This window comes from Synechococcus sp. SynAce01 (assembly GCF_001885215.1).
GTDB classification, from domain to species: domain Bacteria; phylum Cyanobacteriota; class Cyanobacteriia; order PCC-6307; family Cyanobiaceae; genus Regnicoccus; species Regnicoccus frigidus.
Genome location: NZ_CP018091.1, coordinates 476298 through 501615, shown reverse-complemented (window position 1 = coordinate 501615; position 25318 = coordinate 476298). Strand labels below are relative to the sequence as shown.

Below are 25318 nucleotides of genomic sequence, written 5' to 3'. Positions count from 1 at the left end.
ACGTTCACTCACCTCGCTTGCTACTGCCTTGACCAATCCTGCTTCCCTCCCGCCGGTGCTCACCTTCGAGGGCAAGCGCTACGACCTCAACACCCTTCCAGACGATGTGAAGGAACTGGTGCGTGGCATGCAGGTGGCGGATGCCCAGTTGCGTTTCCACGAAGACACCCTCAAGGTGCTGGCGGTTGGGCGGCAGTCGATGGCGTTCCAGCTCAACGAACGCCTCAAGGGCATCACGGCGCTTCCCGAAGGCGGCTGAATGGCGGCTGAAGGCTAATTCAGCCACCTTTCGTGAAGCAACCGTTGGGGATTCAAGCCAGCGGGCTCAATGGGCCGTGAGCTCTTCGAAACGGAAGGTCTGACGGCTGGCCGGCTGGCTTTCACCATCGGCTCCGCTGAAGGCCTCGGTGGCGATCACCCGTTCGCTCAGCACCCAGGGGCCCTGGCCGCCGAGTGGCACGAAGGTGTCGGTGAAGCTGCTCTTGCCACCTTTGGCCGCGCCGCTGGCGGGGTCGGTGTAGAGGCTGCTGTAGGTGTGGCTGAGGTAGCCGGCACCAGTGTCGGTGGTGCTGCCGGTGTAGATCGTCACCACCGTGCCGTGGATGTGGCGGTGCACCATCGTCACCACATCGTTAGCGATGCGATAGCGATCGCCGCTGTTCTTGCCGCCCACGATCACCTCAACGCCCACCTCATTGGTGTCACCGGCGGTGAAGGTGTTGGCGCCGTGGGTCTGCTCGAAGCTGCGGCGCACCCGGTGGATGCAGACCTCCCAGAGCTGGGAGCCCACCGCTTTGCTGATGGTCTCGTCGTCGATGCCCTCCACGTTCGCCTTGAGGTCGGCGCCCACCATGAAACGGCCTTCGGCGCGCTGGCCCTCCTGCTCCCAGACGCAACGGCCCGCGTAGCCGCCAAAGCCCGGTTCCCAGGTGTAGCGGTTCTGGTAGGCCGCCTGGAAGAGCTCGCGCAGGTCGGTGCCTGGGGCGGTGCTGGCGGGGGCGGAGATGGTCAAAACAATCGAATCAGAGATGGATGCGATCTTAGGGAGCCTGGAGGCTTGGCCTGTGTTTCCCCAGTCCCAGAGCCGGATGGATGTCCTGCAGCGCCGAGAGGGTGAGCGGCTCGCTCTGCAGGGTGGCAATCGCTTCGACTGCCGCCCGAGCACCGGCCAGGGTGGTCACCGTCGGAACGGCATAGTCGAGGGCGGCGCGGCGCAGGTATCCGTCGTCGAAGGCCGCTTGCCGCCCGATCGGGGTGTTGATGATCAGCTGGATGCGGGCCGAGCGAATCGCATCTTCAATGTTCGGCCGCCCCTCATGAACCTTGAGGATGGGCTCCACCTCCAGCCCGGCTTCCTGCAGGGCCAGGGCGGTGCCGCTGGTGGCGATCAGGGCGAAGCCCAGCTCAGCGAGGCGCCGGGCCACCGGCAACAGCGAAGGCTTGTCGCGGTCGTGGGTGGAGAGAAACACCGTGCCAGTGGTGGGCAGCCCATCGCCGGCGGCGATCTCGGCCTTGGCATAGGCCATGCCGAAGCCGGCGGCGCTGCCCATCACCTCGCCGGTGGAGCGCATCTCCGGGCCCAGCAGGGTGTCAGCGCCGGGGAAGCGCTTGAACGGCAGCACCGCCTCCTTGACGTTCTGCAGCGGCGGCTTGGGCTCCTCGGTGAGACCCAGCTCAGCGAGGGTGTGGCCGGCCATCAGCAGGCTGGCGATCTTGGCCAGCGGCACGCCGGTGGCCTTGGCCACGAACGGCACCGTGCGTGAGGCGCGGGGATTGGCCTCGATGATGAACACCTGCTCGCGCCCCTCGGCATCGAGCTGGACCGCAAATTGCAGGTTGATCAGGCCGGTTACCTGGAGGGCGAGGGCCAGCTCCCTGGACCACTGCCGGATCGTGGCCAGCGCTCCGGCACCGAGCGACACCGCCGGCAGGCAGCAGGCCGAATCGCCGGAATGGATGCCTGCCGGCTCGATGTGCTCCATCAGCCCGCCGATCACCACCCGGCCTTCCCGGTCGGCGAGGGCATCGACATCCACCTCGATCGCGTTCTGCAGGTACTGGTCGATCAGCACCGGATGGTCGGGCTCCACCGACACGGCCTCCACCATGTAGCGGTTGAGTTCGGTTTCATCGAAGACCACTTCCATGGCGCGGCCGCCCAGCACGTAGCTGGGACGCACGACAACGGGGTAGCCCACGGCCGCCGCCACCGCCCTGGCTTCGTCAGCGGTTCTGGCCAGGCCGTTGCGGGGCTGGCGGATCTCCAGCCGGCGCAGGATCGCCTCGAACTGCTCGCGGTCTTCGGCCTGGTCGATCGATTCAGGTGAGGTGCCCCACAGCCTGGTGCCGGTGGCCAGCCCCTCCGGCGTGGCCAGCCAGCGCAGCAGGGGCAGGGCGAGCTTGAGCGGTGTCTGGCCGCCGAACTGGACGATCACCCCTTCAGGTCGCTCCGCTTCGATGACATTGAGCACGTCCTCGAGGGTGAGCGGCTCGAAGTAGAGGCGGTCGCTGGTGTCGTAGTCGGTGGAGACGGTTTCCGGGTTGCTGTTCACCATCACCGTGGCGAAGCCGTCGCCGCGCAGGGCAAACGAGGCGTGGCAGCAGCAGTAGTCGAACTCGATCCCCTGGCCGATCCGGTTGGGACCGCCGCCGAGGATCATCACCTTGCGCCGTTTCTCCTGCCTCACTTCGTCTTGCGCTGGCAGCTGCTCGATCTGACCAGCGCCCGTCAGCCGTTCCAGGGGTCGCTCATAGGTGGCGTAGTGATACGGGGTGCTGGATTCGAACTCGGCGGCGCAGGTGTCCACCGTCTTGAACACGGCGTTCACCCCGAGGGCCTGGCGCCGGATCCGCACGCTCAGCTCGTCGCTGCTGGTGGCCCAGGCGATCTGGCGATCGGAGAAGCCCAGTTGCTTCAGCTCCAGCAGCTCCGCTGCCGCGAGCTGCTCCAGGGTCCGTCCGTGCAGCAGGCGGTTTTCGGCCTCGATCAGCCGCCTGAGCTTGGCGAGGAACCAGGGATCAATGGCGCTCAGCCGGTGGATGTCGGCGTCGCTGCGGCCGGCCACCATCGCGGCGCGCACCGCGAAGATGCGATCCGGGGCAGGGGTGCGCAGCATCCGCTCCAGGTCGCTGGGCTCCAGGGGTTCATCGGGGCGGTCACAGCCCCAGCCGGCATGGCCGGTTTCGAGCGAGCGCACGGCTTTCTGGAACGATTCCTCGAAGCAGCGGCCGATGGCCATCGCCTCCCCCACCGACTTCATCGAGGTGCTCAGCACCGCAGGCGACCCGCGGAACTTCTCGAAGGCGAAGCGCGGAATCTTGGTGACCACATAGTCGATCGTGGGCTCGAAGCAGGCCGGGGTGGCGCCGGTGATGTCGTTGAGGATTTCGTCGAGGGTGTACCCCACCGCCAGGCGGGCGGCGATCTTGGCGATCGGGAAGCCAGTGGCCTTTGAGGCCAGCGCCGAGGAGCGGCTCACCCGAGGGTTCATCTCGATCACCACCACATCGCCATTGGCGGGGTTGATCGCGAACTGGATGTTGCTGCCGCCGGTTTCAACGCCGATCTCGCGGATGATCGCGATCGACTGGTCACGCAGGCGCTGGTATTCGCGGTCGGTGAGGGTCTGGGCCGGCGCCACGGTGATCGAATCGCCCGTGTGTACCCCCATCGGATCGAGATTCTCGATGCTGCAGATGATCACCACGTTGTCGGCGAGATCACGCATCACCTCCAGCTCGAACTCCTTCCAGCCGATCAGCGAGCGCTCGATCAGGATCTGGCTGACCGGGCTGGCCTCTAAGCCGCTCTTGCAGAAGGCCTGGAATTCTTCGGGGTTGTAGGCGATGCCGCCACCGGAGCCGCCGAGGGTGAAGGCCGGCCGGATGATGCGGGGGTAGGTGCCGATCTCTTCGCCCACCCGCTCGGCTTCCTCCAGCGAGGAGGCGATGCCGGACGGACACACCGCCACGCCGATGCGCTCCATCGCCTCCTTGAACAGGCGCCGGTCTTCCGCCTTCTGGATCGCCTGCAGGTTGGCGCCGATCAGCTCGACACCGAAGCGCTCAAGGGTGCCGTCTTCGGCCAGGGCCACCGCCAGGTTCAGGGCGGTCTGGCCGCCCATGGTGGGCAGCAGGGCATCGGGGCGCTCCAGTTCGATCACCTGCCGCACCACGTCGGGGGTGAGCGGTTCGATGTAGGTGCGATCCGCCATCTCCGGATCGGTCATGATCGAAGCCGGGTTGGAGTTCACCAACACCACCTCGAAACCCTCATCCCGCAGTGCCTTGCAGGCCTGGGTGCCGGAATAATCGAATTCGCAGGCCTGGCCGATCACGATCGGCCCTGAACCCAGCAGCAGGATGCGACGCAGATCCGACCGTCGGGGCATGGGATGGGTGAGGGGCCAAACGGGCTTAGCCTCTCACGCACCCCGATGGTTCTGCTGCCCTTCGCTGGCGGCCGATCTCGCTAATATGCAGGATCGAAACGATGTCCGCCGGTTTCATGAGCGAACTCCAGCGCCTGAAGGGGCTCCTCCCTCCGGAGATGCAGAGCTGGGTGTTTGTGGAAGCCGCCGCCTCTGCCGATCCTGCCTTGATCTCGATCGAAGAGATTGGTCGCGATGAGGTGGAGATCCAGGTGGATCTCGATCAGTGGGATCAGCTGGCCCTCGATCACCGCAACCTGCTCTTCTGGCACGAGGTGGGCCGGGTGCAGAACGATGCGGTGCCCCGTGACGGTTGGGAGATGGCCGCCCTGGCGATCGGCCTGGGCGGTGCGATCGGTGAGCTCTGGGTGCAGGACGGCCTGTTGCTGATGATGGCCATGGGCCTCTCGGGATTTGCCGGCTACCGGCTGTATCTCAAGAACAACTCTGAGAAGCGCTTGCAGGACGCCATTGCCGCCGACGAGCGGGCCATTTCCCTGGCCACCCGCTTCGGCTACAGCCTGCCCAACGCTTACAAGAGCCTGGGTGGCGCCCTGAAAGAGCGGGTGGAACAGACCCGCAAGAAACGCAAACGCTCCTTCTACGAAGACCGCCTCGAAGCCCTGCGCAAGAGTGCGGAGAAAGCGCGTGCCGAAATGGCCCAACAGCAGGGAAGTCGCCAGTCCGTCACCAGTGAGAACGTCTATGGATAGTGATCAGCTCGCCCGGCTGGCTGCCGAGGCCTGCGACGACCGCAAGGCCGTGGATATTTGCCTGATCCGGGTGGATGAGGTGTCGTCACTGGCCGACTGGTTCGTGATCTGCTCCGGCCTCTCCGATGTTCAGGTGCGGGCGATTGCCCGCTCGGTCGAAGACCGTCTGGAGCTTGAAGCCACCCGCCTGCCCCGCGGCAAGGAGGGTCAGCGTGAAGGCCACTGGGTTCTGCTCGACTACGGCGAATTGATCGTCCATGTGCTCAGCGCCCGCGATCGTGAGTATTACGACCTCGAAGCGTTCTGGGGGCACGGCGAACAGGTGCCGTTCTTAAGCTCAAGCTCCTTCCCGCCCGACGAGATTCCGCCGTTGCGCCCCCATGGATCAGGCCTGCCCGTCCCCACCCTGTCCGGTGCCGACGAACCAGCGGCCCCTTGAGGAGTACCGCCAACTCTGTGCGTCCTGGTTTTTCACCTGGCCGGCAGTCAAGGCTTCTGGCCTGATCCGCCCCCTGGCCTGGTGTTGGCTGATCAGCCTGCCGCTCTCTCTGTTGATTGCCAGTGGCAGCTGGCCCCTGCGTCACAACCTTCCCCGGCTCGTTTTGGTGGCTGCCGTCTTCGCCGTGCTGCCGGCGGTGTTTTTGTTGCTGCGTCAATGGCTGGGTTGGAGCTACGTGCACAGGCGCCTGCGATCTGAGCGGGTGGAGTACGAAGAATCCGGTTGGTATGACGGCCAGGTGTGGGAGAAGCCCCTGGCGTGGCGCCAGCAGGATCTGCTGGTGGCCCTGCATGAAGTCCGTCCCGTGCTGGCGCGGCTTGAACTGGGACTGGGGCTGGCCGCGGGCTTAATTCTGCTCGGTACCGGGCTCTGCCAGGCTCTTTGAAAAAGCACTGACGATGTGGCGATGACCCTGCCCTCCAGCTTCAGCTCACCCCAACGCCCTGGGGTTCCTCCCCTGGAGGTGCTGCTGCTCAGGAACGGCATTGCCGAGTCGGTGCACCGGGTGCATGCGGTGGTCTGCGACCAGCGCGGGCGGGTATTAATGCGGGCGGGTGACCCCCAGCAGCTGAGCTTCGTGCGCTCGGCCCTTAAGCCCTTCCAGGCCCAGATGTTCGTGAGCAGCGGCGCCGCCGACCAGACCGGCAGCGGTGATCGGGGCCTGGCGATCGCCTGCTCCTCCCATACCGGCACCCCCGCCCAGGCCCGCGAAGCCTTCAAGATTCTCTGGAGTGCCGATCTGGAGGCTGAACGGCTGCAGTGCCCACAGCCCCGACCAGGCGCCAGCCCCCTGGAGCACAACTGCTCGGGAAAACATGCCGCCTTTCTAGCCACCTGCCGGCGGATGAACTGGGCGCTGGAGTCTTACCTGCAGACCGACCACCCCCTGCAGCAGCAGTTGCTCAAGCAAGTGGGTGAGTTGCTGGGCCTGCCCGGGGCGGAGTTGGTCGCCGCTCGCGATGACTGTGGCGCCCCCACCCTGCAGATGCAGCTCGCCCAGATGGCTCTGCTGTTCGCCCACCTGGGGGCTTCCGAGCAGCCTGAGCTGGAGCGGCTGAGCCGGGCGATGCTGGCGCACCCTGAGCTTGTGGCGGGCGAAGGCCGCTTCGACACCGAGCTGATGCGCCGCAGCCACGGTCTTGTTGTCAGCAAGGGTGGCGCCGAGGGGATTCAGTGTCTGGCCCGGATGGGCGAGGGCCTGGGCCTGGCGATCAAGGTGGAAGACGGCGCCAGCCGGGCCAAACAGGCCGTGGCGCTGCATCTGCTCAAGCAACTTGACTGGCTCACCCCGCTCGCACTGGAAGAACTCGGCCAGCAGTTCCTATCGCCTGGCCTGGGTCTGGAGCTGGCGGTGCAAGGGGAGCTGCGCTTCGACTGATAAGATTCCAGAGCGGCGCGGGGTAGAGCAGTCTGGTAGCTCGTCGGGCTCATAACCCGAAGGTCAGGAGTTCAAATCTCCTCCCCGCCACCACTTCAAACCCCCAGATGCTGGTTCAGCATCTGGGGGTTTTTTGATGCTGGGCGGCTGATGCTCAGCGTGATCGAGTTGGCATGACTGGAAGGCTTGCCTAGATGGGCTGACTGGAATGCCTTTCTAGATGGCTTGCCTGGAATGGCACTTGGCCTCTTCGATCTCTGATTGGTGCTGGCGCCGCAGCAATCGGGTTGTCTTTGAGGGCAACGCAATAACCAGCGATTCATGGACTGAAGCTGAAAATCCCGAACCTGAGAATGATTTAAATTGGACTATTGATCCATCAGCGGCTTCGTTTCTGGCGGACGTTAAATCTTTGTTGTTGGCTTCGTGCTTGACAGCTGCTTGATTCTCGACGCCTTTTGATACTTAGCGCTGTTTGATTCTTGATGGCTGTTTTATTCTTGCTGGTTGTTTGCTAGTGGCTCAGTTGTTCTCTGCGTTGTTTCTCTGTTGTTGATCTCTGTGCGGCCGGCCGCACCCCTGGCCTGCTCCAGGCGTCTGCCTTCGTTGCTGCCACTGGTTTAGCCTCTCGCCTCCGGCGACCTTGTCCCATCGCACCGACCTCCTCCTCCCCAGGCGAACTCGATGGATTCGATGCGGTGGTGGTGGGCTCCGGTGCCACCGGTGGGGTCGCGGCGATGGTGCTGGCGGAGGCGGGCCTACGGGTGCTGGTGCTCGAAGCCGGCCCCAATCTCAGCCCATCCCAGGCCTTCGGCAGTGAGCCGCTCAACAGCCTGCGCCGGCTCAGCAAGCTCAGCAGCGGTCGGCAACGGCTCCAGGCCCAGCACCCTGGCTACTGGAAAACCAACCCCGATCTCTACGTCGACGAGCTCCAGAACCCCTACACCACCCCCGAAGCGAGGCCCTTTGTCTGGAGCCGTGGCCGGCAGGTGGGTGGCCGCAGCCTCACCTGGGGAGGGATCACCCTGCGGCTCTCCGACTACGAGTTCAAGGCGGCTGCCCGCGATGGGCACGGCCCCTGCTGGCCGATCGAAAACCAAGACCTGGCGCCCTATTACGGCCGCCTGGAGCGGCTGCTGGGCGTGCATGGCCAGCGTGATGGCTTGCCCCAGCTTCCTGATGGGGAGTTTCTGCCGCCGCTGCCTTACACCCCGGCGGAGCGGCACCTGGGCCAGGCGATCGGTAAGGATCTCGGCCTCCCCCTGATCCATTCCCGTGGGTTCGCCCTTGGCAACCGCGGCGATGGGCAGCAGCCCTGGCCCTCCTCCAGCTCCCAGGCCGGTGCCCTGGGCCGGGCCCTCGCCACCGGCCGGGTGACCCTGCGCAGCAACGCGGTGGTGAGCCATGTCAGCTGTGATCGCCGCAGCGGCCGTGCCGATGGCGTGGTGTTTGTTGAACGGCTCAGCGGCCGCCGGCGGCGCGCCCCGGCGGCCCTGGTTGTGCTCTGCGCCTCCACCCTCGAATCGGTTCGGATCCTGCTGCACTCCGGCGCCGACCACCAGAGCGGTGGGGTGGAGGACCCCTCCGGCTGCCTGGGGCGCTACTTGATGGATCACATCTCCAGCTGCCGCTTTTTCGCGATCCCGGACCAGCCAGCCCCCCGCCAAGCCGCCGAACTCTCCGCTGCTGGCAGCGTTTTCATCCCCAACACCGTGAACCTCGGCGATGGGGGCGCGCTGCCGTTTCTGCGCGGCTATGGAATCTGGGCGGGGCTGCAACGCTTCGACCCGCCCGGGCCGCTGAAACGGCGCCGCAGCGAAGCGGTGGGCTTCCTCAGCGGTCTTGGCGAGGTGCTCCCCGAAGCTCACAACCGCCTCACGTTGAACACCGATCAGGTGGATGCCTGGGGGCTGCCCACCGCCCACATCGACTGCCACTGGGGCGAAAACGAACGGCGGCTGGTGGCCCACATGCAGCAGCGGATGGGGGAGGTGGTGACAGCCGCGGGGGGGCAGATCCGACCCCTTGAAGACCTTTTCTTGATCCCCCTGGCCGAGCCGCTGCTGCGCCGCAACCTGGCCGTGTCCAACGAGGCGCTTCCACCCGGCTACTACATCCATGAACTGGGCGGTGCCCGCATGGCGAAGCGGCCGGAGGACGGGGTGCTCGACCCCTGGAACCGCTGCTGGCGGGCCCCCAACCTGCTGCTCACCGATGGGGCCTGCTGGCCCAGTTCGGGTTGGCAGAGCCCCACCCTCACGGAGATGGCGATCACCTGGAGAGCCTGTGAACGGGCGGCTCACGATCTTGTGCGCGGCTCCTGACGGGAGCGGGCGACTGGTGTCAACGACCACAACGCCTCTAAGGAGCCAGCCGCACAATCTGGGGGCGACCTTTCACAGGGTCGGGCAAGGGAGAAACCAAAGCGGAATCAATCATGATTCCGCTTTTTTTGTGCCCCTCAGCTGGCTTCCTGGCGCAGGAACAGACCGTTGAGGTAGTGCTGGGTGACGTTGCGGTCTGTGCAGCCGTTCTGAAACAGGAAGCAGGCCAGAGCGGAGCTGACCAGCCGGTATTGGTCCCAGTGGGGGTGCCTGCGAATGAACTCCCGCATCCCATCGAAGAGCACCTCGGGAATTTCGGCCTCGAGGGAGACCAGCTCGTTGCCTGTGATGTCGTCGTGCCGATGGCCCTGATCTGAACCGTTGCCCAACTGCCAGTCCTGCGTCGTTCGTGCCTAGCAAGCCACAGACCATGGCCTGGCGTCAAAGCGACCAATCCCAGCCAAACCCACCGGGCGTTGGGATGAGACAGCCAACCGCTCGCTCGTTTTTTGGCTGTCCCTGCCGCCGGCGTCGATTGGAAAAAGCGATGGCACGCTGCTGTCAAGTTCCTGGGGATGAATTCATCACAATCCCCAGATGTCTCGCTATCAAGCCGGTTCCCGCCGCTCAACCTGTGGAAAAACCATGCTTTCGCTGGGGAAAACCTGCTTCGGCTGGGGAAATCGTTGATTGATCAGCAGAACCTATCGGTTGCTTGTCTCCTGGGACTCGCCTGGAGTCGAGACGGCTGAGCCGCTGGAGCCAAGGCTGCGTGGGCCCAGCGGATGGTCAGCCTGGGGGTAGGGAGCGTGGCCATGGTCATGGCTGTGGTCAGGACCGTGGCCGTGGCTGTGGGCCTGATGCCCCAGGGGGATCGGCACGCCGTCGGGCTGGCAGGCCCCGGTGCATTCGCGCTCGCAGAGGGTGCAGCCTTCGATCAGCCCCTCCACGTGGTGGTGGTGGCTGCGCTGGGGCGCTCCCACCTCGGTCTCGAAGCCCAGCACCTCAGCGCGGTACTTGCAGAGCGAACAGTTCATCTGCGTGTCGCCCCGCACCACCTCCTCCACCCGTTCCTGGAAGGTGTCTATCACCAGGGGGTGATCGCCGAGGTAGGAGGCCGCAAGGAAGGTGATGTCTGGATGGTCGGCCGCCACCCGCTCGGTGTGGTGGCGGATGCGGCTGACCAGCACGCCGGAGAACAGGAAATAGGGGAACACCACCACCCGCTTGAAGCCCAGCTTCACGGCATGGCGCAGACCCGGTTCCACCAGCGGGAAAGTGACCCCCGAATACAGCGTTTCCCCCCAGCCGAAGCCCATGCCTTCTACCAGCATCCGGGTCACCTTGCTGACGTTCGAGTTGGCATCCGGGTCCGAAGAGCCCCGCCCCACCACCACCAGCAGGGTGTCGTGCAAAGACGGGAGCGTCTGAGCGGCGGGCACGAGGGCGTCACGGATCCTGGCGGCGGCCGCCTGGATCATTTTGAGATCGATGCCCAGTTCGCGGCCATAGTCGATGCGCAGGCCGGTTTCAGCCGTGTAGGTGTTGAGAACGGAGGGGATGTCGTTCTTGGCGTGGCCGGCGGCGAACAGCATCCCGGGCACCGCCAGCACCTGGTCCACGCCTTGCTGGCGCAGGCTTTCGAGGCCGTCGCGCAGGATCGGCCGGGCGAATTCCAGGTAGCCGTATTCCACCGGTACCTGGGGCAGGCGCTGGCGCAGCCCGGTGGCCAGCCGGGCGAACTCATCGACAGCGAGTCGGTTGCGGCTGCCGTGGCCACAGATCAGCACACCGATCCTGGAGCCAGATCCTGCGGAGGAGAGAAGCGAAGAAGAAACCATGGGCGGATCTGCCTGCATGGACCCTATCGCCACGGGGTTGGGCACCATTCAGGCGCTGTAGGCCTTGCGGGCCGGAATCGGGTAGGGAATGCGTCGGTGACGCATCCGCTTCCAGACCCGCACGAAGGCACGGATCACCAGTTCGAGTTCGCCGCGGCTCAGTCCGCTGTCCTTGAGCTGGCCGTCTAAGCGCCGGGCATCGATCAGCCGGCGCACCATCGCACTCGCTTCTTGCTCTGAGGTGTTTGGGGGTAACGAGCGCAAGGCGGCCTCACAGCCATCGGCCAGCATCAGGATCGCCGTTTCTCGGCGTTGGGGGGTGGGTCCCACATAGCGGTAGTTCGCTTCGGGCACCGACGGGTCTCGCTCCCGGGCCTGGTGGAAGAAGTACCCCATGCGCAGGGTTCCTTGATGCTCCGGGATGAAATCAGCCAGCGGCCTGGGCAGGCGGTGCTTGCGAGCCAGTTTCAGCCCCTCATCCACGTGGGCCTGCAGAACGGCGGCGCTGCCGGCGGGGTCATCGAGCAGGTCATGGGGGTTGGGCCCCTCCGACTGATTCTCGATGAACCATTGCGGCGCATGCAGTTTGCCAACGTCGTGATACAGGGAGCCGGTGCGGATCAGGTCCACGTCGCAATGGATGGCGCGAGCTCCTTCCTCGGCCAGCCCGCAGATCATCAAGGTGTGCTCAAACGTTCCGGGCGCCTCGACCTGCAGCCGCCGCAGCAGCGGCCGCTGCAGGTCGGCGAGTTCCATCAAGCGGGCTCGGGTGAGCAGGCCAAAGAAGCTCTCCACCAAAGGGCCGAGCAGCAGGCCGCCCATCAGCAGGCCGCCCATCAGCAAAGCCTCCCCGCCCAATTCGCTGCCGCTGGGCAGCAGTCGGGTGCGGCCATGCCAGAGCGCCACGATCTGGAGCATGAGCCACTGCAGGGCGAGGGCGCCACTGGGCAGCAGGATCGCCAGCTGAACCAGCTGGGCCCGACTGCGCTGTCGCCCCGCCAGGACCGCCGCGACCGCCGCGACCACCGCCGCGACGATCAGGCGGACCTCGCTGTAGTCGTCGAGCGGTTGGGGCCACAACAAGCTGGCCGAGGCCAGCCAGGCCAGGCCTGTGGTTGTCCCCAGCGCCTGGGCGAGCAGCAAGGTGGGCGGCACCAGCAGGGCCAGGGGGCTGGCGGTGTTGCCGAGCCAGAGCTTGAAGCCCTGAACCACCAGAAGCATGCCAAGCACCAGCAGGGCGTGGCGAGGCTCGAGATTGCTGCGCCAGCGACGGATGATCAGGACCGTCACCAGGCAGGCGGCCAAGGCTTCGAGGAAATGGACCACCCAGGCCCTCAACAAGGGCCTGCGATCCACCATACCGAAGTAATCGAGCACGTCGTAGGCCTGGGGGCTGATCGGCTCCCCCTGCTGGGTGATCAGGTCCCCCTGCTTCACCCTGATGCGCGGAATCCCTTCTTGGTTGAGCAGCTCTTCGATCAAGCGCTGGCTGAGTCCGGCATCGTTGCGCAGGTTGGTGCGTCCCTGCAGATTGACCGCCAGCAGGCGGCTGCCCAGGGTTTTGGCCGTCTCCGGCAATGGGGCCAGCTGCAGGCTGGCGGCCTGCTCCAGTTGCTGTTTCGCCACGCTTCCCACCACCCCCTGGCTGAGCATGCGCTGCTGGGCCTGGCGCAAGGCCTGATTCCAGGCCGCGCGTTGCTCTGGGTTCTGGGCCATCAGCCAGTCCTGCTCAGGCGGCGCCAGCTCCAGCGGGGCCACCCGGTCCTGGGGGCCTGCGGCCACCTGGGCCAGTTCCTGGAGCTGGCGCTCCAGGCGTTGCTGCAGTTCGACGTTGGCCTGGCGATCCACAACCTGCACGTTGGTGCGGGTTCCCAGCTGGGAGCGGCGTCGTTCCAGGGCGTCCGTGTCGACCACGGTGGCTTCCCGCGGTGCCACAGCACTGAACGGGGCCGGGATGCCCGGCCGCAGAATCGGCTCCACCAGCCAGGGCCAGCTCGAGACCAGGGCCACCAGGGCGCAGACCAGCAGCACAGCCAGCCAATCCCTGATCTTCCAGCAATACAAGGCCTGACGCGGCGATTCCCGCCGCAGCCATTGGCGCCAGGTTCGTTTGGCGCGAGCCAGGTGCAGCACCATCTCCGCCGCCGGTCCACCAACGCTAGCGAGGCGTGCCGCGGCGGCCGGGTTGTCATGCTGGTACAACCTGAGCACGCCGGCGATGGCTCTGTCCCTCGATGGTCGTCAACTGGCGGCGGAGCTGGAACAGCGCCTCAGCGCGCTGATCGCCGCCAATCTCCAGAAGGCCGGTCGCCCGCCCGGACTGGCGGTGTTGAGGGTCGGCGAAGACCCCGCCAGCGGGGTTTACGTGGCCAACAAGGAAAAGGCTTGTCTGCGGGTGGGAATTCGCAACCTCGGCGCCCATCTGCCCGTGGACACCACGCCCGATCAGGTGCTGGCCGTGATCCGACGATTGAACGAGGATCCAGAGGTGGACGGCATCCTGCTGCAGCTTCCCCTTCCCCCCGGCCTGCCCGAGGCGAGCTTGCTGGCGGCGATTGATCCGGAGAAGGACGCCGATGGGCTCCACAGTCTCAACCTCGGTCGTTTGCTCAAGGGGGAGCCCGGTCCTCGCAGTTGCACCCCAGCCGGGGTGATGGCCCTGCTGCGGCGCGCCGGCATCGCTTTAGAAGGCGCCAGGGCTGTTGTGGTCGGCCGCAGCATCCTGGTGGGCAAGCCGATGGCCCTGATGCTCCAGGCTGCCAATGCCACGGTGACCGTGGCCCATTCCCGCAGCCGAGATCTGGCCGCACTCACGCGCGAGGCCGAGGTGTTGGTGGTGGCCGCCGGACAGCCGTTGCTGGTGGGTGCTGAGCACGTCAGAGCCGGGGCCGCGGTAGTGGATGTCGGCATCCACCGCCTGGCTCCAGACCCAGCGGCCGGCCCGGCGGCCCGCGGGCGGCTTTGCGGTGACGTGCGCTTTGCGGAGGTGGAGCCGATCGCCGCGGCGATCACGCCAGTGCCCGGTGGTGTCGGCCCGATGACGGTGACGATGTTGCTGCTCAATACGGTGACCAGTTGGTGGAAGCGCAGCTCAGCGGCGCAGCCGGGAGTTGACAATCCGTTGGCGGATCTTCTTGTTTGAGTGCCATGCCGTGCGATGGCCTGAGAGAATCCCGGCCAACGCGCTGGTACCGATGGCCGTGGCGGTGAGCACGGGTTTTGATTTCGCTGCCTACCTGGAGGCCTCGCGCTTGCGTGTCGATGCGGCCCTTGATGGCGCCCTCGGACCGGAGCGGCCGGAGTCACTGCGGGAGGCGATGCGCTACTCCCTGCTGGCCGGCGGCAAGCGCCTGCGCCCGATCCTCTGCCTGGCCAGCTGTGAACTGGCTGGCGGAGACAGTGCCCTGGCCCTGCCCACCGCCGTGGCCCTGGAGATGGTCCACACCATGTCGTTGATCCATGACGACCTTCCCGCCATGGACAACGACGACCTGCGCCGCGGTCGCCCCACCAATCACAAGGTGTTCGGCGAAGCCAACGCCATCCTTGCCGGTGATGCCCTGCTCACCCGCGCCTTCGAGATGGTGGCGCGACGCAGCCCGGCGGTGCCGGCCGAGCGCTTGCTGAAGGTGGTTGGTGAGCTCTCTCTGGCCGCCGGTGCTCCTGGACTGGTCGGCGGCCAGGTCGTGGATCTGGAATCGGAGGGCCAGCCGGTGGATCTGGGCACGCTCGAGTACATCCATCTGCATAAAACAGGGGCGCTGCTGCGGGCCTCGGTGCTGAGCGGTGCCCTGATTGCCGGCGCCCCGGAGCCCCTACTCGATGCCCTTGGCCGGTTCGCCCGCGGCATCGGCCTGGCGTTCCAGATCATCGATGACATCCTCGATCTGACCGCCAGCAGTGAGGTGCTCGGCAAGACCGCCGGCAAGGATCTGACGGCCGACAAAACCACCTATCCCAAGCTGCTTGGGCTGGAGGAATCCCGCCAGCGGGCTGATTTGCTGGTGACTGAAGCCAAGCAGGCCCTTCTCCCCTGGCAGGCCAAGGCCCAGCCCCTGCTCGCTCTGGCTGACTACATCACGAGTCGGGATCGATGAGCGTGCTCTCTGCGGGAGGCTCGATTCCCCAGCAGCTGCTGGGCAACGGCGTGCTGGCCTGGGCCCTGGCGGCCTGTGGCCTGGCCCAGCTCGCCAAAGTGCTGGTCGAACTGGTGCTGTATCAACGCTGGCGGCCGGCGGTCCTGCTCGAAACCGGCGGAATGCCGTCGAGTCACTCGGCCCTGGTCACCGGCGCAGCCGCCGGCACCGGCTGGCAGCTGGGCTTTGATGACCCCCTCTTTGCCCTGGCCTGCGCCGTTGCCTTTGTGGTGATGTACGACGCAACCGGTGTGCGCTACGCCGCCGGCCTGCAGGCCAAACGGATCAACAGCCTTCCTGCGGCGCTCTGGCAGGAGGCCAGCGTGAATCAACCAACAGACCTCCCAGCAGACCAACCGGCAGATCTATCGGACAAGCTTCCGGTCACGGCTGCGGCAACGGCGCTTCTCAAGGAAACCCTGGGCCACACCCGCCTCGAGGTGCTCGTCGGCAGCCTGATCGGTCCGGCGATCGCCCTCTGTGGCCTGGCCTTGGCCGGCTCCCCCCTGCAGATCGCCCGGGGCTGGGGCTGGCTTCCCATCGGTTGAGTGGCTCGGATCGGTTGAGGGGCCCCGGTCCGGCCGCAGCGGTTGCGCTCACCGCCGGCCAGCAACGGGCCGTTGAGGCCTTCGTCAGCTGGCTGGCCAGGCCTGCGGATGGCACCCCCTTCGTGCTCAGTGGCTATGCCGGCACCGGCAAGACCTTTCTGTCGATGGCGTTTCTGGCCCATGTTGAGCAGCTTGGCCTCTGCTGGACGGTGGTGGCCCCGACCCACAAGGCGGTCAGCGTGCTGCGCCATTACCTCGACCTCAGCGGCTTGCGGGCCACCTGGCATCCCTCCACCCTGCACCGCCTGCTGCGGCTGAAGTTGCGGCGCCAGGGTGGCCGCGAAGTCTGCGAGGCCACCGAGCAGACGGCTGTGGCCCTCGAACACCTGGGCCTGGTGCTGATCGATGAGGCCTCGATGGTGGATGGCCAGCTGCTGGAGATCGCCCTGCAAGGCGCCCATCCCTTTGCCACCCGCCTGGTGTTTGTGGGTGATCCGGCCCAGTTGCCCCCCGTTGGCGCCCCCTCCAGTCCGGTGTTTGAGATCGAGCGGGCCCACCGCTGCGCCCTGAGCGAGGTGGTGCGCCACCAGGGGCCGGTGCTTCGCCTCGCCACTGGCCTGCGCGAGCAGCGCCTGCCTTGCCGGCTCCCGCCCCTGCTTCCGGTGATGCGCCAGCAGGGAGGGCTGGTGGCGCTGCTGGAGCGTCAGCCCTGGCTGGAGGCGGCCCAGGCCGCCCTGCGCCGGGCGGCCGAATGTGACAACCCCGATCAGGCCCGGATCCTCTGTTACACCAACCGCTCGCTTGAGCAGCTGGTGCCCCTGGCCCGTCGCGCCATCCATGGCGCCATGGCTGATCAGTTGCCGGTGCTGCCCGGCGAAGTGCTGCTCACCCGCCAGGCGGTGATGGCACCGGCCTGCCCGCAGGGTGAGGAGGGTGGCGAAGAACCCGACATGGTGCTGGCCTCGAATCGGGAGCTGGTGGTGCGCGATGTCACTCCGGAGCGCTGTGACCTGGCCGGCTTCGGCGTCAGTGGCGGCCCCGTGATCGACACCCAGGTGGTGGCTGTGGAGAGCAGCGAGACGCCACTCTCGCTGCGGCTCCTTCCCCCGCCTGGATCGTTGGGGCGCCGGCAGCTTGAGGCGGTGCTGGCCCGCCTGGCGGCGGAAGCCCGCGAGGCGGGCAAAAAAGAAGGCCGCAGCCTCTGGCGGCGCTACTTCCTGGTGCGCGATTCCTTCGCCTCACTGGGTCCTGCTGCTGTGATGACCGTGCACCGCAGCCAGGGCAGCAGTTTCTCCGAAGTGTTCATCGATGCCGATGTCTTCTGGCCCCGCGATCCCCTGCTCCGCCGTCAGTTGATCTATGTGGCGGTCAGCCGGGCCCGTACGGCGGTCTGGATGGTGGGCTCCAAAGGCAGCGAAGCCGACGCGGACCACTGGCGGCGCTGGTTGGAGGAGGAGGAAACAGGCGATGGCTAAGGGCCCGATCAACTCAGCTTCAGCCGAACTCAGCCTCAGCTCAGCCGCAGGCCCTCGATCCCTTGCCAGCCCAGGTAGCCGGCCAGCGCCAGGCTGAGGCCGCCCACCACCAGATCGCTGCGTGCCAGCAGCAGGGCCTTGCCCCGCTCCAGCAGCGGCAGGATCCCCTGCCGGTTCAGCACCACAGCCAGGTAGGGCAGCAGCAACAGCAGGCTGGCGGCCACGGTGAACAGGGCCGCGAGGATCCACTCCTGGCGCCAGGCCAGCCCGGCGGCGAGCAGGGCGGCGGCCGCCTTGGCCACCAGAAAGACATCGTCGGGGCTGATCACTTCGAGGCCCGCACTGGCGCCGATCAGCAGCGGCAACGGCAAGCTGCTGAGGCGATCGAGCTGTTTGGACCAGGCCGGCGGCTCCTTGAGACCCTGCTTGCTCGGCAGCAGTTCGCGCAGCCCGAGGGCCAGCAGGGCACCGGCACCGAGCAGGTCCAGGCCGGTGCGGTGGCTGGTGCCCTGCTCCATGCTCAGCAGAAAGCCGTGGCCCACGGTGAGCAGCAGGCCCACCATCAGCGCGATTGTCACCATCCAACCGAGCACGAACAGTCCTCCCCGCCGCAACGGGTTGGCACCGAGCAGCAACAGAAACAGCAGGCCGATGTGGATCGGGCTGAGGCTGACGCCGCTGCCATAGGCGATCAGCTCGCCCCAGAGACCGACCTGGTTCATCGGCTCAGCTGGCAGGGGTGGGGGCATTCCAGCGCAGGATCACCCGTTGTTCCCGTTCGTGACCGAGCACGCTGACCGTACCGGTGGCCAGCGACAGCAGGCCGCCGCCGGCGGCCCCCAGGCCCAGCCAGCAACCCCCCAGGGCCCGCAGGATGTGTCCGTGGGCAAACAGCGCCACCCGTTGGCCGGGAGCCGGCACCAGGGCCAGGGCCAAGGCGATCACCCGCTGGCAGCGCTGATCCACCTGGGCCACACTCTCGCCGCCTGGGCAACCATGGCTCCAGGCACTCCAACCGGGGATCTGCTGGCGAATTTCGGCGGTGGTGATGCCCTCGTAGTCGCCGTAGTCCCACTCGCGCAGATCCTCACAGGGCAGGGCGGCGCCGGCCAGCCCCGCCAGCTCGCAGGTCTGACGGGCCCGCAGCAGCGGGCTGCAGAGCACCGCTGCGAAGCTGAGGGGAGAGAGCACCGAAGCCAGGGCGCGGGCCTCGTCTTCGCCATCGGGCAACAAGGCCAGATCGGTAGTGCCGGTGTGGCGCCCCTGGCGGGCCCAGGTGGTGGCGCCGTGGCGTAACAACCACAGCTCCGACGTGGGGTGTTGGTGGGAGGTCGTCAAGGGTCGATTGGTGAAAAACGAACGGCGTGCCGGCTTCAGGTTGCCGCATGGGCGGGGGCCAGCGGCTGGGCGGCGGCGGCGGCGGCCCCCAGGCGATGGCAGATCTGGGCGCAGCCGCTCCAGTGCAGGTGCAGCCAGCTGGCATGCAGGTTCGGCCGGCTCCAGCCCTCCGGCCGTTGCGGCCAGCCCCAGCCTTCGAGCTGCCAGAGCGCTGGCTCCGCCCCAGGCCGCCTGAGGCCCGCTGGCTGCAGCTCCCAGCGGTGGAATTCGTGGCCGCAGAGGCTCTCCCCCTGGCGGACCAGCAGGCCGTCGGCCAGGGGGCTGGCCTGGCGATAGCCCAGCTGCAGGGCGCCGCGCCGGGCTGAGAACGGCAACAGCCCCGCCATGGCGTGGGCCCCGCCGTTGTCGTCCACCAGCTGCTCGCCGAGCAGCAGCAGGCCGCCGCACTCGGCATAGATCGGCAATCCGGCCGCGGCGGCACGGCGCAATTCAGCAAGGCTGCGGCCACTGGCTGCCAGAGCGGCGGCGTGCAGTTCTGGGTAGCCCCCAGGCAGGATCACGCCCTGGCAGCCGGCTGGCAGGGGCTCATCGGCCAGCGGTTGCCAGGGCAGCAGCGCCAGGCCGAGCCCGGCCAGCAGCTCACTGGCTTCGGGGTAGCGGAAGTGAAAGGCGGCATCGCTGGCGATCGCCAGGCGCACCGGCTGGACCTTGGCGTTGGCCTGGGACTGGGCCCGCGGCTGAGGCTGCGGGCTGGCCTGCTTCAGGCACCAGCGAATCGGATCCTGGCTGTGGCCCGCAGGGCCTGGGTTGGGCGGCGGCTCCAGCAGCGGCAGCAGCCGGCCGAGATCGAGGTGGCGCTCAGCCAGATCGGACCAGGCCTCCAGGCTGGACTCGACGTCTTCGAGCTCGTGGGCGGGGAGCAAGCCCAGGTGCCGTGAGGGCAAGTTGAGGCTGGGGTGGCGGGGCAGCACCCCCAACAGCGGCATGGCGATGGCCGCCAGGGCTTCGCTGAGCAGGGCCTGATGTCGCTCGGTGCTGACGCCGTTGAGCACGACCCCGGCAACGTGGAGGCTGGCGAGATGGTCGCGGAAGCCGCTCACCAGGGCGGCCACGGATCCAGCCTGGCGGCTGGCCTCCACCACCAGCACCACAGGCAGCTCAAGGCTCAAGGCCAGTTCAGCCGAGCTGCCCTCCAGGCCAGGTCCCCGGCCATCGAAGAGGCCCATCACCCCTTCCACCAGGCAGTGATCGGCCTGCCGCCCCCACCAGGGGAAGCTGCGCTGCACCCAGTCGGAGCCACAGAGCAGTTTGTCGAGGTTGCGGCAGGGCCGGCCGCTGGCCAGGCTGAGCAGCTGGGGATCGAGGTAATCCGGTCCCACCTTGAAGGTCTGGATCGTCTCGCCCCGCTGGCGCACCAATGCCGTCAGGCAGAGGCTGAGCAGGGTTTTGCCGCTGCCGCTGCAGGGGGCCGCAATCAAACAGGCCATGCCGGCGGGTCGTCGGGACGCGGATCAAAGAGGCAGCAGCTTGGCAGCCAGGGGCGCGGCGGCGGCGAGCAGGGGATTGGTGGAGTCGTGTCCACCGCTGAGCAAGCGGGCCATCTCCATCTCCTCGCTGTCCCCCGAGACGCTCACCACCTCCTCGGCCAGTTCCATCGTCGCCACCCCACCGGCTTCGAGGCGCATGCAGCCGCCCGATTCGGAGCAGAGGATGACGCACAGCGGTTTTTTCCCCTGCGGGCAACAGATCAGCCGCAGACCAACGAGGGCACCGGGATGGCTGTTGGGAATCCCCACGGGAACGGACATCAGCCGCACCTGGACGCTCTCGCCATCGGAGCGCTGGAATTCAGCTCCGATGCCCACATCCAGGCCGTCGGCGGGGATCTGGTAGCTGTTCAGAAGATGCCAACCGAGCCGATCGGCGATCCAGGCCGCCAGCAGCAAGCCCTGCACCGGGTGCGTTCCTTCCACGTCGATGTCGAGCTGCACCACCTTGTTGAGGGCCTCACGGCGGCCGGGCGGATCGAACACCATCGCCAGGGATTCGGTCCAGCCGCGCTGCCGCAACCAGTTGAGGTCGTTCACCGCTCGTCCGGTGGCGATCATGTCCACCAAGACATCGAGGCAGCGGCGGGGATTCCCGATCGAGCTGTCGAGCACAACCCGCCGGTTGGGCAGAGCCAGGGCTTCGAGCAGATCGGGGGATTCATCGAGAGATCCGTTCCACCACACCCAGCAAGGGAGCTCCTCCGCCACCAGCGGACCCACAAGGGCCAGGCCTTGCTCGATGGCGCCCTTGCCGCCCCGCAGTACGACCACGTCGCCACAGGCCGGTGGGCTGCCACTGCTCTCCTCCGGTAGGGGGCAGTAGGCGGCCACCAGCGTTTCCAGCGGGTGGTCTTCGCGCAGGGTCGGGGCCAGGGTGATCAGCCGGCGCGGGCGGTGGGCACTGATCGCCTGGTCCACAAACTGACCGCGCAGATCCTCGGCCTTGTGTTCACCCGGTTGCTCACCCAGGGCGTGGGACAGCTCGGGGGCCATCGGAGCGGTGCAGAGCGGCAAGCCGCAATCCGCTGTGACCGAGCGGGCGGCGGCGAAGAGCTCCTTGTTGAGCAGGCCGTTGATCGGCCCGTCGATGTGGCCGGTGCGGATCAGCTGCTGCTGCAGCCACGACGGCTCCCAGACCACCAGGGTGAAGGTGGAGGCTCCGGTGGAGGCGTCGAGTTCGCTGCCCCACAGATGCTCGAGATAATTCGGCACCTCGTCAGGGGAGAGTTCGAGCGGGGCCTGAAGGGTGAGCTGGGGGGACATCGGGGCGAGCGCAGGGAGGGTCGGCGGTTGGTCAGGTGTCTGGAGCTCAGGGACGGCGCCACATCAGGCCGTCGGAGGCCAGCAGGCTGTCGGCGGCACCGGGTCCCCAGGTGCCGGCCTCGTAGGGCTGAACCGGCAACTGCCAGGGGCTGTCCTCGATCAGCTCCAGCAGCGGCGTGTACAGCCGCCAGGCGGCTTCCACTTCATCGGCGCGGGTGTAGAGGGTGGGGTCACCCAGCATGGCGTCGGCCAGCAGGCGCACGTAGCCCTCGTCAGACGGTTCCCCGAAAGATTCGTCGTAGGAAAAGTGCATGTCGACCGGTCGGCTGCGCATGCCTGAACCCGGCGCCTTCACATCAAAAACAAAGCCAGCGCCTTCATCGGGCTGGATGCGCAGGATCAGCTGGTTGGCCGTTGGGCTGCCGCCGGCGGCATCGAAGAGGTGGACGGGAGCTTCCCGGAAGGTGAGCACCACCTCGGAGAGCCGCTTCGGCAGGCGTTTGCCCGTGCGCAGATAGAAGGGCACGCCTTGCCAGCGCCAGTTGTCGATGAACAGCTTCATCGCCACATAGGTTTCGGTGGTGCTGTTCGGGTTCACGCCCGGCTCGTCGCGGTAGGCCTTGAACGGGTCGCTGGGGCTGCCGCCGGCGCTGTACTGCCCGCGCACGCAGCATTTCCAGGGCTCCGTGTTGTTGGCCAGGCGGGCGGCCTGCAGCACCTTGGCCTTTTCGTTGCGGATCGCTTCGGGGTCGAAACGGCCTGGCGCTTCCATCGTGGTGAGCGCCAGCATCTGGGTGAGGTGGTTCTGGACCATGTCGCGCAGGGCGCCGGAACTCTCGTAGTAGCCGGCCCTTTCCTCCACCCCGACGGTTTCAGCGGCGGTGATCTGCACGCTGGAGATGAAATTGCGGTTCCAGATCGGCTCAAAGATCGTGTTGGCGAAGCGCAGCACCAGAATGTTCTGGACCGTCTCCTTGCCCAGGTAGTGGTCGATTCGGAAGACCTGATTCTCCTGGGCGCAGGCCCGCACGATCCGGTTGAGCTTCTCGGCGCTGCCGTAATCGCGGCCGAATGGTTTTTCGATCACCACCCGGCTGCGCTTCGGGTCGCTCAGCAGGCCGGCGTCGGCGAGGGCGCGGCAGCCGCTGCCGTAAAAATCAGGTGAAACGGAGAGATAGAAGGTGCGGTTGCCCCGCGTGGCCCGCAGGCGGTCGAGGCCATCGAGGCGATCGGCCAGGCGCAGAAGCTGCTCGCTCTGCTGCAAGTCGACCGGTTCGTAGTAGAGGTTTCCAGCGAATTGCTCCCAGTCGCGGGGGTGATCACGGATCGTTTCAGCCAGCGCCTCGGCCATCTTGCCGCGGAAGTCGTCGTCACTCCAGGGGCGTCGAGCACAGCCGAGGATGACGAACTCGCTGGGCAACCGCCTCTGGCGGAACAGCTCGAACAGCGCAGGCACAAGCTTGCGGTGGGTGAGATCGCCGCTGGCACCGAAGATCACCAGGCACTGGGGCGAGATCACGCGCTCCTGGCGCAACCCGACCCTGAGTGGATTGGTGAGGGTGCTGGTCATGGAGAGGGCGTCATTCAGGCTGATCTACCCACAAAAGCTGGCAGGACGGCACCTGCGCAGCGTTGCCGGCAGATTTGTGCTGGTTTCGGCAAAAAATGGCCTGCCCGTAGGCAAGCCAAGAGCGTCAAACCCAGCGGCTGAAACCCGTTTCAGTAGGTCTCGACGTGCCAGCGGTCAGCCTTCTTGAGCTGGGGACGGAGCACGCTCCAATCCAGCCCCTTGGCGGTGGCAGCGGCGGTCATGGCTTCGTCGATGCCTGGCTCCATGCCCCTGAGGCCACACATGTAGACGTGGGTCTTGGGATCCTCGATCAGATTGAAGATTTCCTCGCCGTGTTCGGCGACCCGGTCCTGGATATACATCCGCCCACCGGAAGGATTTTTCTGCTCACGGCTGATCGCCTTGGTGTAGCGGAAGTGGTCAGGGAACTCGGTGAGATACGACTGGAGATCCTCTTCGTAGAGCAGGTTGGGGGTGGTGGGCACACCCATGATCAGCCAGGCCTTGCCGCGGAACTGATAGCCAGGATTCTTGGCACGTTCACCCGGATCGAACATGCGGCGCAGGTAGGCGCGCATCGGGGCGATGCCGGTGCCGGTGGCCAGCATGATGACATTGGCCTCCTCATCGGCAGGCAGCAGCATTTCCTTGCCCACTGGGCCAGTGATTTTCACCTTGCTGCCTGGCTCAATGTCGCAGAGGAAGCTGGAGCAGACCCCGTAGATGGTCTCGCCATCTTTTTCGTACTGGAGCTGGCGGACGCAGAGGGAAACCGTCTTGTCTTCCAGGCCGTCGCCATGGCGGGTGCTGGCGATTGAATAGAGCCGCAGTTTGTTGGGCTTGCCGTTGGCGTCTTCGCCGTCGGGAATGATGCCGATGCTCTGGCCTTCCACGTAGTGGAGATTGCCTTCGGAGAGGTCGAAGGTGATGTGGTTCACCCGGCCGATCGCCCCTTCGGCCACCAAGGGATAGTTGCCCAGCACGGTGCCGAGGTAGGGGGCCTTCGGCTTGTAGAGGTTGACGGGTGGTGCCTCGTGCGCGCTGGTGGTGGTCACAGTTGGAGAGGGGGTGGTGGGAACTGGGGGGGAGGCTTCAGCCTCGGGGGAGTCCCCGATCGGCGTGACCGAAAGAAGGCGAGCCCCCTGCTGGTTGATCAGACGCAGGGTGGCTTGCATCTGGCTGAAGCAGACGCTGAGGCGTCGCTCGGCGGTTCGTTGACTAGGACCGCCCAGTCCCTGAACCACAAGGGTGAACATGCGGGAATCGCTCTGGCCAAGCGCTGCTGTCGAGGTGCGCATTCAGCCACCGTTCCTGAAAATGCGCCCAAATCATAGGCAAGCCTGATCAGGCAGGCAATTCCAGGCCTTGCCCACCAGCGCCCAGATCGGCAGGGTTAGGTTTGGGTTCTGACATCGGGGTGTAGCGGCCCTCACCTCCCAACCCCCCGAGTTCGGCGTTTCTCTCTTGGCGCAACTTTCGGCCTTCGGTATTGCCCCCCAGCCTCGACTGGATCCGAACCAGCCGGCCTGTGACCTCGACACGATCCAGCAGGACATGGAGCGCCTTCCCCAGGGTGTGCGCCGCCTGGCCGTGCAGCTGCGCCTGGATCTGCAACATGCCCTGGTCTGGGACGTCATCACCGATTACGAGAACCTCAGCCGCTTCATCCCCAACCTCGCTACCTCCCGCCTGCTCTGGCGCCGCGGCGCCCGGGTGGGCTTGGAGCAGGTCGGTTGCCAGGAGTTCTGCGGTCTGCGCTTCAAGGCTCGCGTTGAGCTCGAGTTGACCGAAAAGCCCGAGGAAGGCCTGCTTCACTTCGCGATGACCCAGGGTGATTTCCGGCGCTTCGAGGGGGCCTGGCGGGTGAGCGGTGATCGCCTGGGCTCCAGGCTTCTCTACGAACTGACGGTTCAGGGGCGCCAGGGCATGCCGATCGGCCTGATCGAGCAGCGACTGCGTGAGGATCTGGCCGCCAATCTGCGGGCCGTGCAGCGGGAGGCCCAACGTCGGGCCAGCCAAGGCCTGCCGCAGCAGTTCTGAGCCTGAACGAGGCCTCTGAATCAGGTTTGATCGCGAACGCAGGGTCAGCCGTTGTTCGCTGCACCTAGCAGCGCTTGATCATCAGAGCCAGTCAGCACTGATTAACCCTTTCTAACTGCGAGTTTGTTTTCGCACAAAACAAGAGCCAAAGAAGAGGAAAAACCTCGAAAACTAACCATTTAAATCAGAAATAGCTAAACAGCTCGATGGTTG

21 protein-coding genes, 1 tRNA gene and 1 pseudogene are annotated in these 25318 nt (G+C 66.4%); 12 read left to right on the top strand and 11 right to left on the bottom strand.

Features of this window, described 5'->3' with window-relative positions; genetic code table 11:
- Nucleotides 1-28 precede the first annotated feature (28 nt).
- Nucleotides 29-259, top strand: coding sequence for a DUF6447 family protein (locus BM449_RS02605; protein WP_071799949.1), 231 nt, complete (start codon nucleotides 29-31; stop codon nucleotides 257-259).
- A gap of 66 nt (nucleotides 260-325) precedes the next feature.
- Here BM449_RS02605 and BM449_RS02600 read toward each other — a convergent pair whose 3' ends face one another.
- Together BM449_RS02600 and carB are read right to left on the bottom strand one after the other, a co-directional pair.
- A complete protein-coding gene (locus BM449_RS02600; RefSeq protein ID WP_071799948.1) occupies nucleotides 326-1012 on the bottom strand; it encodes a DUF3386 domain-containing protein in 687 nt (228 codons plus the stop codon).
- Between the two features lie 28 nt (nucleotides 1013-1040).
- Entirely contained in the window at nucleotides 1041-4391 is a 3351-nt protein-coding gene (gene carB / locus BM449_RS02595; RefSeq protein WP_071799947.1) for a carbamoyl-phosphate synthase large subunit, read from the bottom strand.
- Between the two features lie 116 nt (nucleotides 4392-4507).
- On the opposite strand from carB, the gene BM449_RS02590 reads away from it, so the two are divergent.
- The 6 genes and pseudogenes from BM449_RS02590 to BM449_RS02565 all read left to right on the top strand — a co-directional run bounded on the left by BM449_RS02590 (nucleotide 4508) and on the right by BM449_RS02565 (nucleotide 9344).
- Nucleotides 4508-5143, top strand: coding sequence for a DUF3318 domain-containing protein (locus BM449_RS02590; protein ID WP_071801891.1), 636 nt, complete (start codon nucleotides 4508-4510; stop codon nucleotides 5141-5143).
- Nucleotides 5136-5486, top strand: a pseudogene (gene rsfS / locus BM449_RS02585) (ribosome silencing factor); the annotation flags it as partial. The gene BM449_RS02590 and the pseudogene rsfS, both read left to right, overlap by 8 nt.
- Nucleotides 5487-5523: 37 nt before the next feature.
- Complete coding sequence (locus BM449_RS02580) at nucleotides 5524-6027, top strand: CGLD27 family protein (protein ID WP_071799946.1); 504 nt, start codon at nucleotides 5524-5526, stop codon at nucleotides 6025-6027.
- Nucleotides 6028-6048: 21 nt separating this feature from the next.
- Nucleotides 6049-7020, top strand: coding sequence for an asparaginase (locus BM449_RS02575; protein ID WP_071799945.1), 972 nt, complete (start codon nucleotides 6049-6051; stop codon nucleotides 7018-7020).
- Nucleotides 7021-7036: 16 nt separating this feature from the next.
- Nucleotides 7037-7113: transfer RNA gene (locus BM449_RS02570), tRNA-Met, on the top strand.
- 605 nt (nucleotides 7114-7718) lie between these two features.
- Entirely contained in the window at nucleotides 7719-9344 is a 1626-nt protein-coding gene (locus tag BM449_RS02565) for a GMC family oxidoreductase (protein ID WP_255448075.1), read from the top strand.
- A 137-nt stretch (nucleotides 9345-9481) separates the two neighbouring features.
- On the opposite strand, the gene BM449_RS15305 is transcribed toward BM449_RS02565, so the two are convergent.
- The 3 genes from BM449_RS15305 to BM449_RS02550 all read right to left on the bottom strand — a co-directional run bounded on the left by BM449_RS15305 (nucleotide 9482) and on the right by BM449_RS02550 (nucleotide 13321).
- Entirely contained in the window at nucleotides 9482-9733 is a 252-nt protein-coding gene (locus BM449_RS15305; RefSeq protein WP_071799943.1) for a DUF2811 domain-containing protein, read from the bottom strand.
- 315 nt (nucleotides 9734-10048) lie between these two features.
- Nucleotides 10049-11185, bottom strand: coding sequence for a sirohydrochlorin chelatase (locus BM449_RS02555; RefSeq protein WP_071801890.1), 1137 nt, complete (start codon nucleotides 11183-11185; stop codon nucleotides 10049-10051).
- A 48-nt stretch (nucleotides 11186-11233) separates the two neighbouring features.
- A complete protein-coding gene (locus BM449_RS02550; RefSeq protein WP_071799942.1) occupies nucleotides 11234-13321 on the bottom strand; it encodes an HDIG domain-containing metalloprotein in 2088 nt (695 codons plus the stop codon).
- An 82-nt stretch (nucleotides 13322-13403) separates the two neighbouring features.
- Between BM449_RS02550 and folD the strand changes: the two genes are divergently transcribed.
- Genes folD through BM449_RS02530 form a run of 4 tightly spaced genes read left to right on the top strand, consistent with a single transcriptional unit; the run spans nucleotide 13404 to nucleotide 17344 of the window.
- Nucleotides 13404-14327: a bifunctional methylenetetrahydrofolate dehydrogenase/methenyltetrahydrofolate cyclohydrolase FolD gene (gene folD / locus BM449_RS02545; protein ID WP_071799941.1), complete on the top strand. Its 924-nt coding sequence runs from the start codon at nucleotides 13404-13406 to the stop codon at nucleotides 14325-14327.
- Between the two features lie 52 nt (nucleotides 14328-14379).
- Nucleotides 14380-15282, top strand: coding sequence for a geranylgeranyl diphosphate synthase CrtE (crtE, locus tag BM449_RS02540; protein WP_186437605.1), 903 nt, complete (start codon nucleotides 14380-14382; stop codon nucleotides 15280-15282).
- Nucleotides 15279-15869 (top strand): divergent PAP2 family protein, encoded by a 591-nt coding sequence (locus BM449_RS02535; RefSeq protein ID WP_071799940.1) that lies wholly within the window; start codon nucleotides 15279-15281, stop codon nucleotides 15867-15869. Before crtE ends, BM449_RS02535 begins: the two co-directional genes overlap by 4 nt.
- Nucleotides 15866-17344 (top strand): AAA family ATPase, encoded by a 1479-nt coding sequence (locus BM449_RS02530; RefSeq protein WP_233830994.1) that lies wholly within the window; start codon nucleotides 15866-15868, stop codon nucleotides 17342-17344. Before BM449_RS02535 ends, BM449_RS02530 begins: the two co-directional genes overlap by 4 nt.
- 35 nt (nucleotides 17345-17379) lie before the next feature.
- On the opposite strand, the gene BM449_RS02525 is transcribed toward BM449_RS02530, so the two are convergent.
- From BM449_RS02525 to BM449_RS02500, 6 genes are all read right to left on the bottom strand, one after another.
- The gene (locus tag BM449_RS02525) at nucleotides 17380-18066 is read right to left on the bottom strand and encodes a GAP family protein (RefSeq protein WP_071801887.1); all 687 of its coding nucleotides are present in this window, start codon (nucleotides 18064-18066) and stop codon (nucleotides 17380-17382) included.
- Nucleotides 18067-18070: 4 nt separating this feature from the next.
- On the bottom strand, nucleotides 18071-18682 hold the full coding sequence (locus BM449_RS02520) for a histidine phosphatase family protein (protein WP_071799939.1): 612 nt from the start codon (nucleotides 18680-18682) through the stop codon (nucleotides 18071-18073).
- Between the two features lie 35 nt (nucleotides 18683-18717).
- The gene (locus tag BM449_RS02515; RefSeq protein ID WP_071799938.1) at nucleotides 18718-20169 is read right to left on the bottom strand and encodes a cobyrinate a,c-diamide synthase; all 1452 of its coding nucleotides are present in this window, start codon (nucleotides 20167-20169) and stop codon (nucleotides 18718-18720) included.
- A gap of 24 nt (nucleotides 20170-20193) precedes the next feature.
- On the bottom strand, nucleotides 20194-21495 hold the full coding sequence (locus BM449_RS02510) for a glucose-6-phosphate dehydrogenase assembly protein OpcA (protein ID WP_071799937.1): 1302 nt from the start codon (nucleotides 21493-21495) through the stop codon (nucleotides 20194-20196).
- A 46-nt stretch (nucleotides 21496-21541) separates the two neighbouring features.
- Complete coding sequence (gene zwf, locus BM449_RS02505) at nucleotides 21542-23065, bottom strand: glucose-6-phosphate dehydrogenase (RefSeq protein WP_071799936.1); 1524 nt, start codon at nucleotides 23063-23065, stop codon at nucleotides 21542-21544.
- 149 nt (nucleotides 23066-23214) lie between these two features.
- Nucleotides 23215-24363, bottom strand: a complete 1149-nt coding sequence (locus tag BM449_RS02500; protein WP_071799935.1) for a phycobilisome linker polypeptide — start codon at nucleotides 24361-24363, stop codon at nucleotides 23215-23217.
- Between the two features lie 256 nt (nucleotides 24364-24619).
- Here BM449_RS02500 and BM449_RS02495 point away from each other — a divergent pair, with 256 nt between their 5' ends.
- The gene (locus BM449_RS02495) at nucleotides 24620-25105 is read left to right on the top strand and encodes an SRPBCC family protein (protein ID WP_071801886.1); all 486 of its coding nucleotides are present in this window, start codon (nucleotides 24620-24622) and stop codon (nucleotides 25103-25105) included.
- Nucleotides 25106-25318 lie beyond the last annotated feature (213 nt).

Excerpts from the sequence above, each read along its gene's own strand:
- carB (WP_071799947.1), bottom strand. The coding sequence starts at position 4,391 with ATGCCCCGACGGTCGGATCTGCGTCGCATCCTGCTGCTGGGTTCAGGG.
- BM449_RS02500 (WP_071799935.1), bottom strand. The coding sequence starts at position 24,363 with ATGCGCACCTCGACAGCAGCGCTTGGCCAGAGCGATTCCCGCATGTTC.
- BM449_RS02590 (WP_071801891.1), top strand. The coding sequence starts at position 4,508 with ATGAGCGAACTCCAGCGCCTGAAGGGGCTCCTCCCTCCGGAGATGCAG.
- BM449_RS02555 (WP_071801890.1), bottom strand. The coding sequence starts at position 11,185 with ATGGTTTCTTCTTCGCTTCTCTCCTCCGCAGGATCTGGCTCCAGGATC.
- BM449_RS02510 (WP_071799937.1), bottom strand. The coding sequence starts at position 21,495 with ATGTCCCCCCAGCTCACCCTTCAGGCCCCGCTCGAACTCTCCCCTGAC.
- BM449_RS02550 (WP_071799942.1), bottom strand. The coding sequence starts at position 13,321 with ATGGTGCTGCACCTGGCTCGCGCCAAACGAACCTGGCGCCAATGGCTG.
- zwf (WP_071799936.1), bottom strand. The coding sequence starts at position 23,065 with ATGACCAGCACCCTCACCAATCCACTCAGGGTCGGGTTGCGCCAGGAG.
- folD (WP_071799941.1), top strand. The coding sequence starts at position 13,404 with ATGGCTCTGTCCCTCGATGGTCGTCAACTGGCGGCGGAGCTGGAACAG.
- BM449_RS02515 (WP_071799938.1), bottom strand. The coding sequence starts at position 20,169 with ATGGCCTGTTTGATTGCGGCCCCCTGCAGCGGCAGCGGCAAAACCCTG.
- BM449_RS02535 (WP_071799940.1), top strand. The coding sequence starts at position 15,279 with ATGAGCGTGCTCTCTGCGGGAGGCTCGATTCCCCAGCAGCTGCTGGGC.
- BM449_RS02495 (WP_071801886.1), top strand. The coding sequence starts at position 24,620 with ATGGAGCGCCTTCCCCAGGGTGTGCGCCGCCTGGCCGTGCAGCTGCGC.
- BM449_RS02580 (WP_071799946.1), top strand. The coding sequence starts at position 5,524 with ATGGATCAGGCCTGCCCGTCCCCACCCTGTCCGGTGCCGACGAACCAG.
- BM449_RS02575 (WP_071799945.1), top strand. The coding sequence starts at position 6,049 with ATGACCCTGCCCTCCAGCTTCAGCTCACCCCAACGCCCTGGGGTTCCT.
- crtE (WP_186437605.1), top strand. The coding sequence starts at position 14,380 with ATGGCCGTGGCGGTGAGCACGGGTTTTGATTTCGCTGCCTACCTGGAG.
- BM449_RS02525 (WP_071801887.1), bottom strand. The coding sequence starts at position 18,066 with ATGAACCAGGTCGGTCTCTGGGGCGAGCTGATCGCCTATGGCAGCGGC.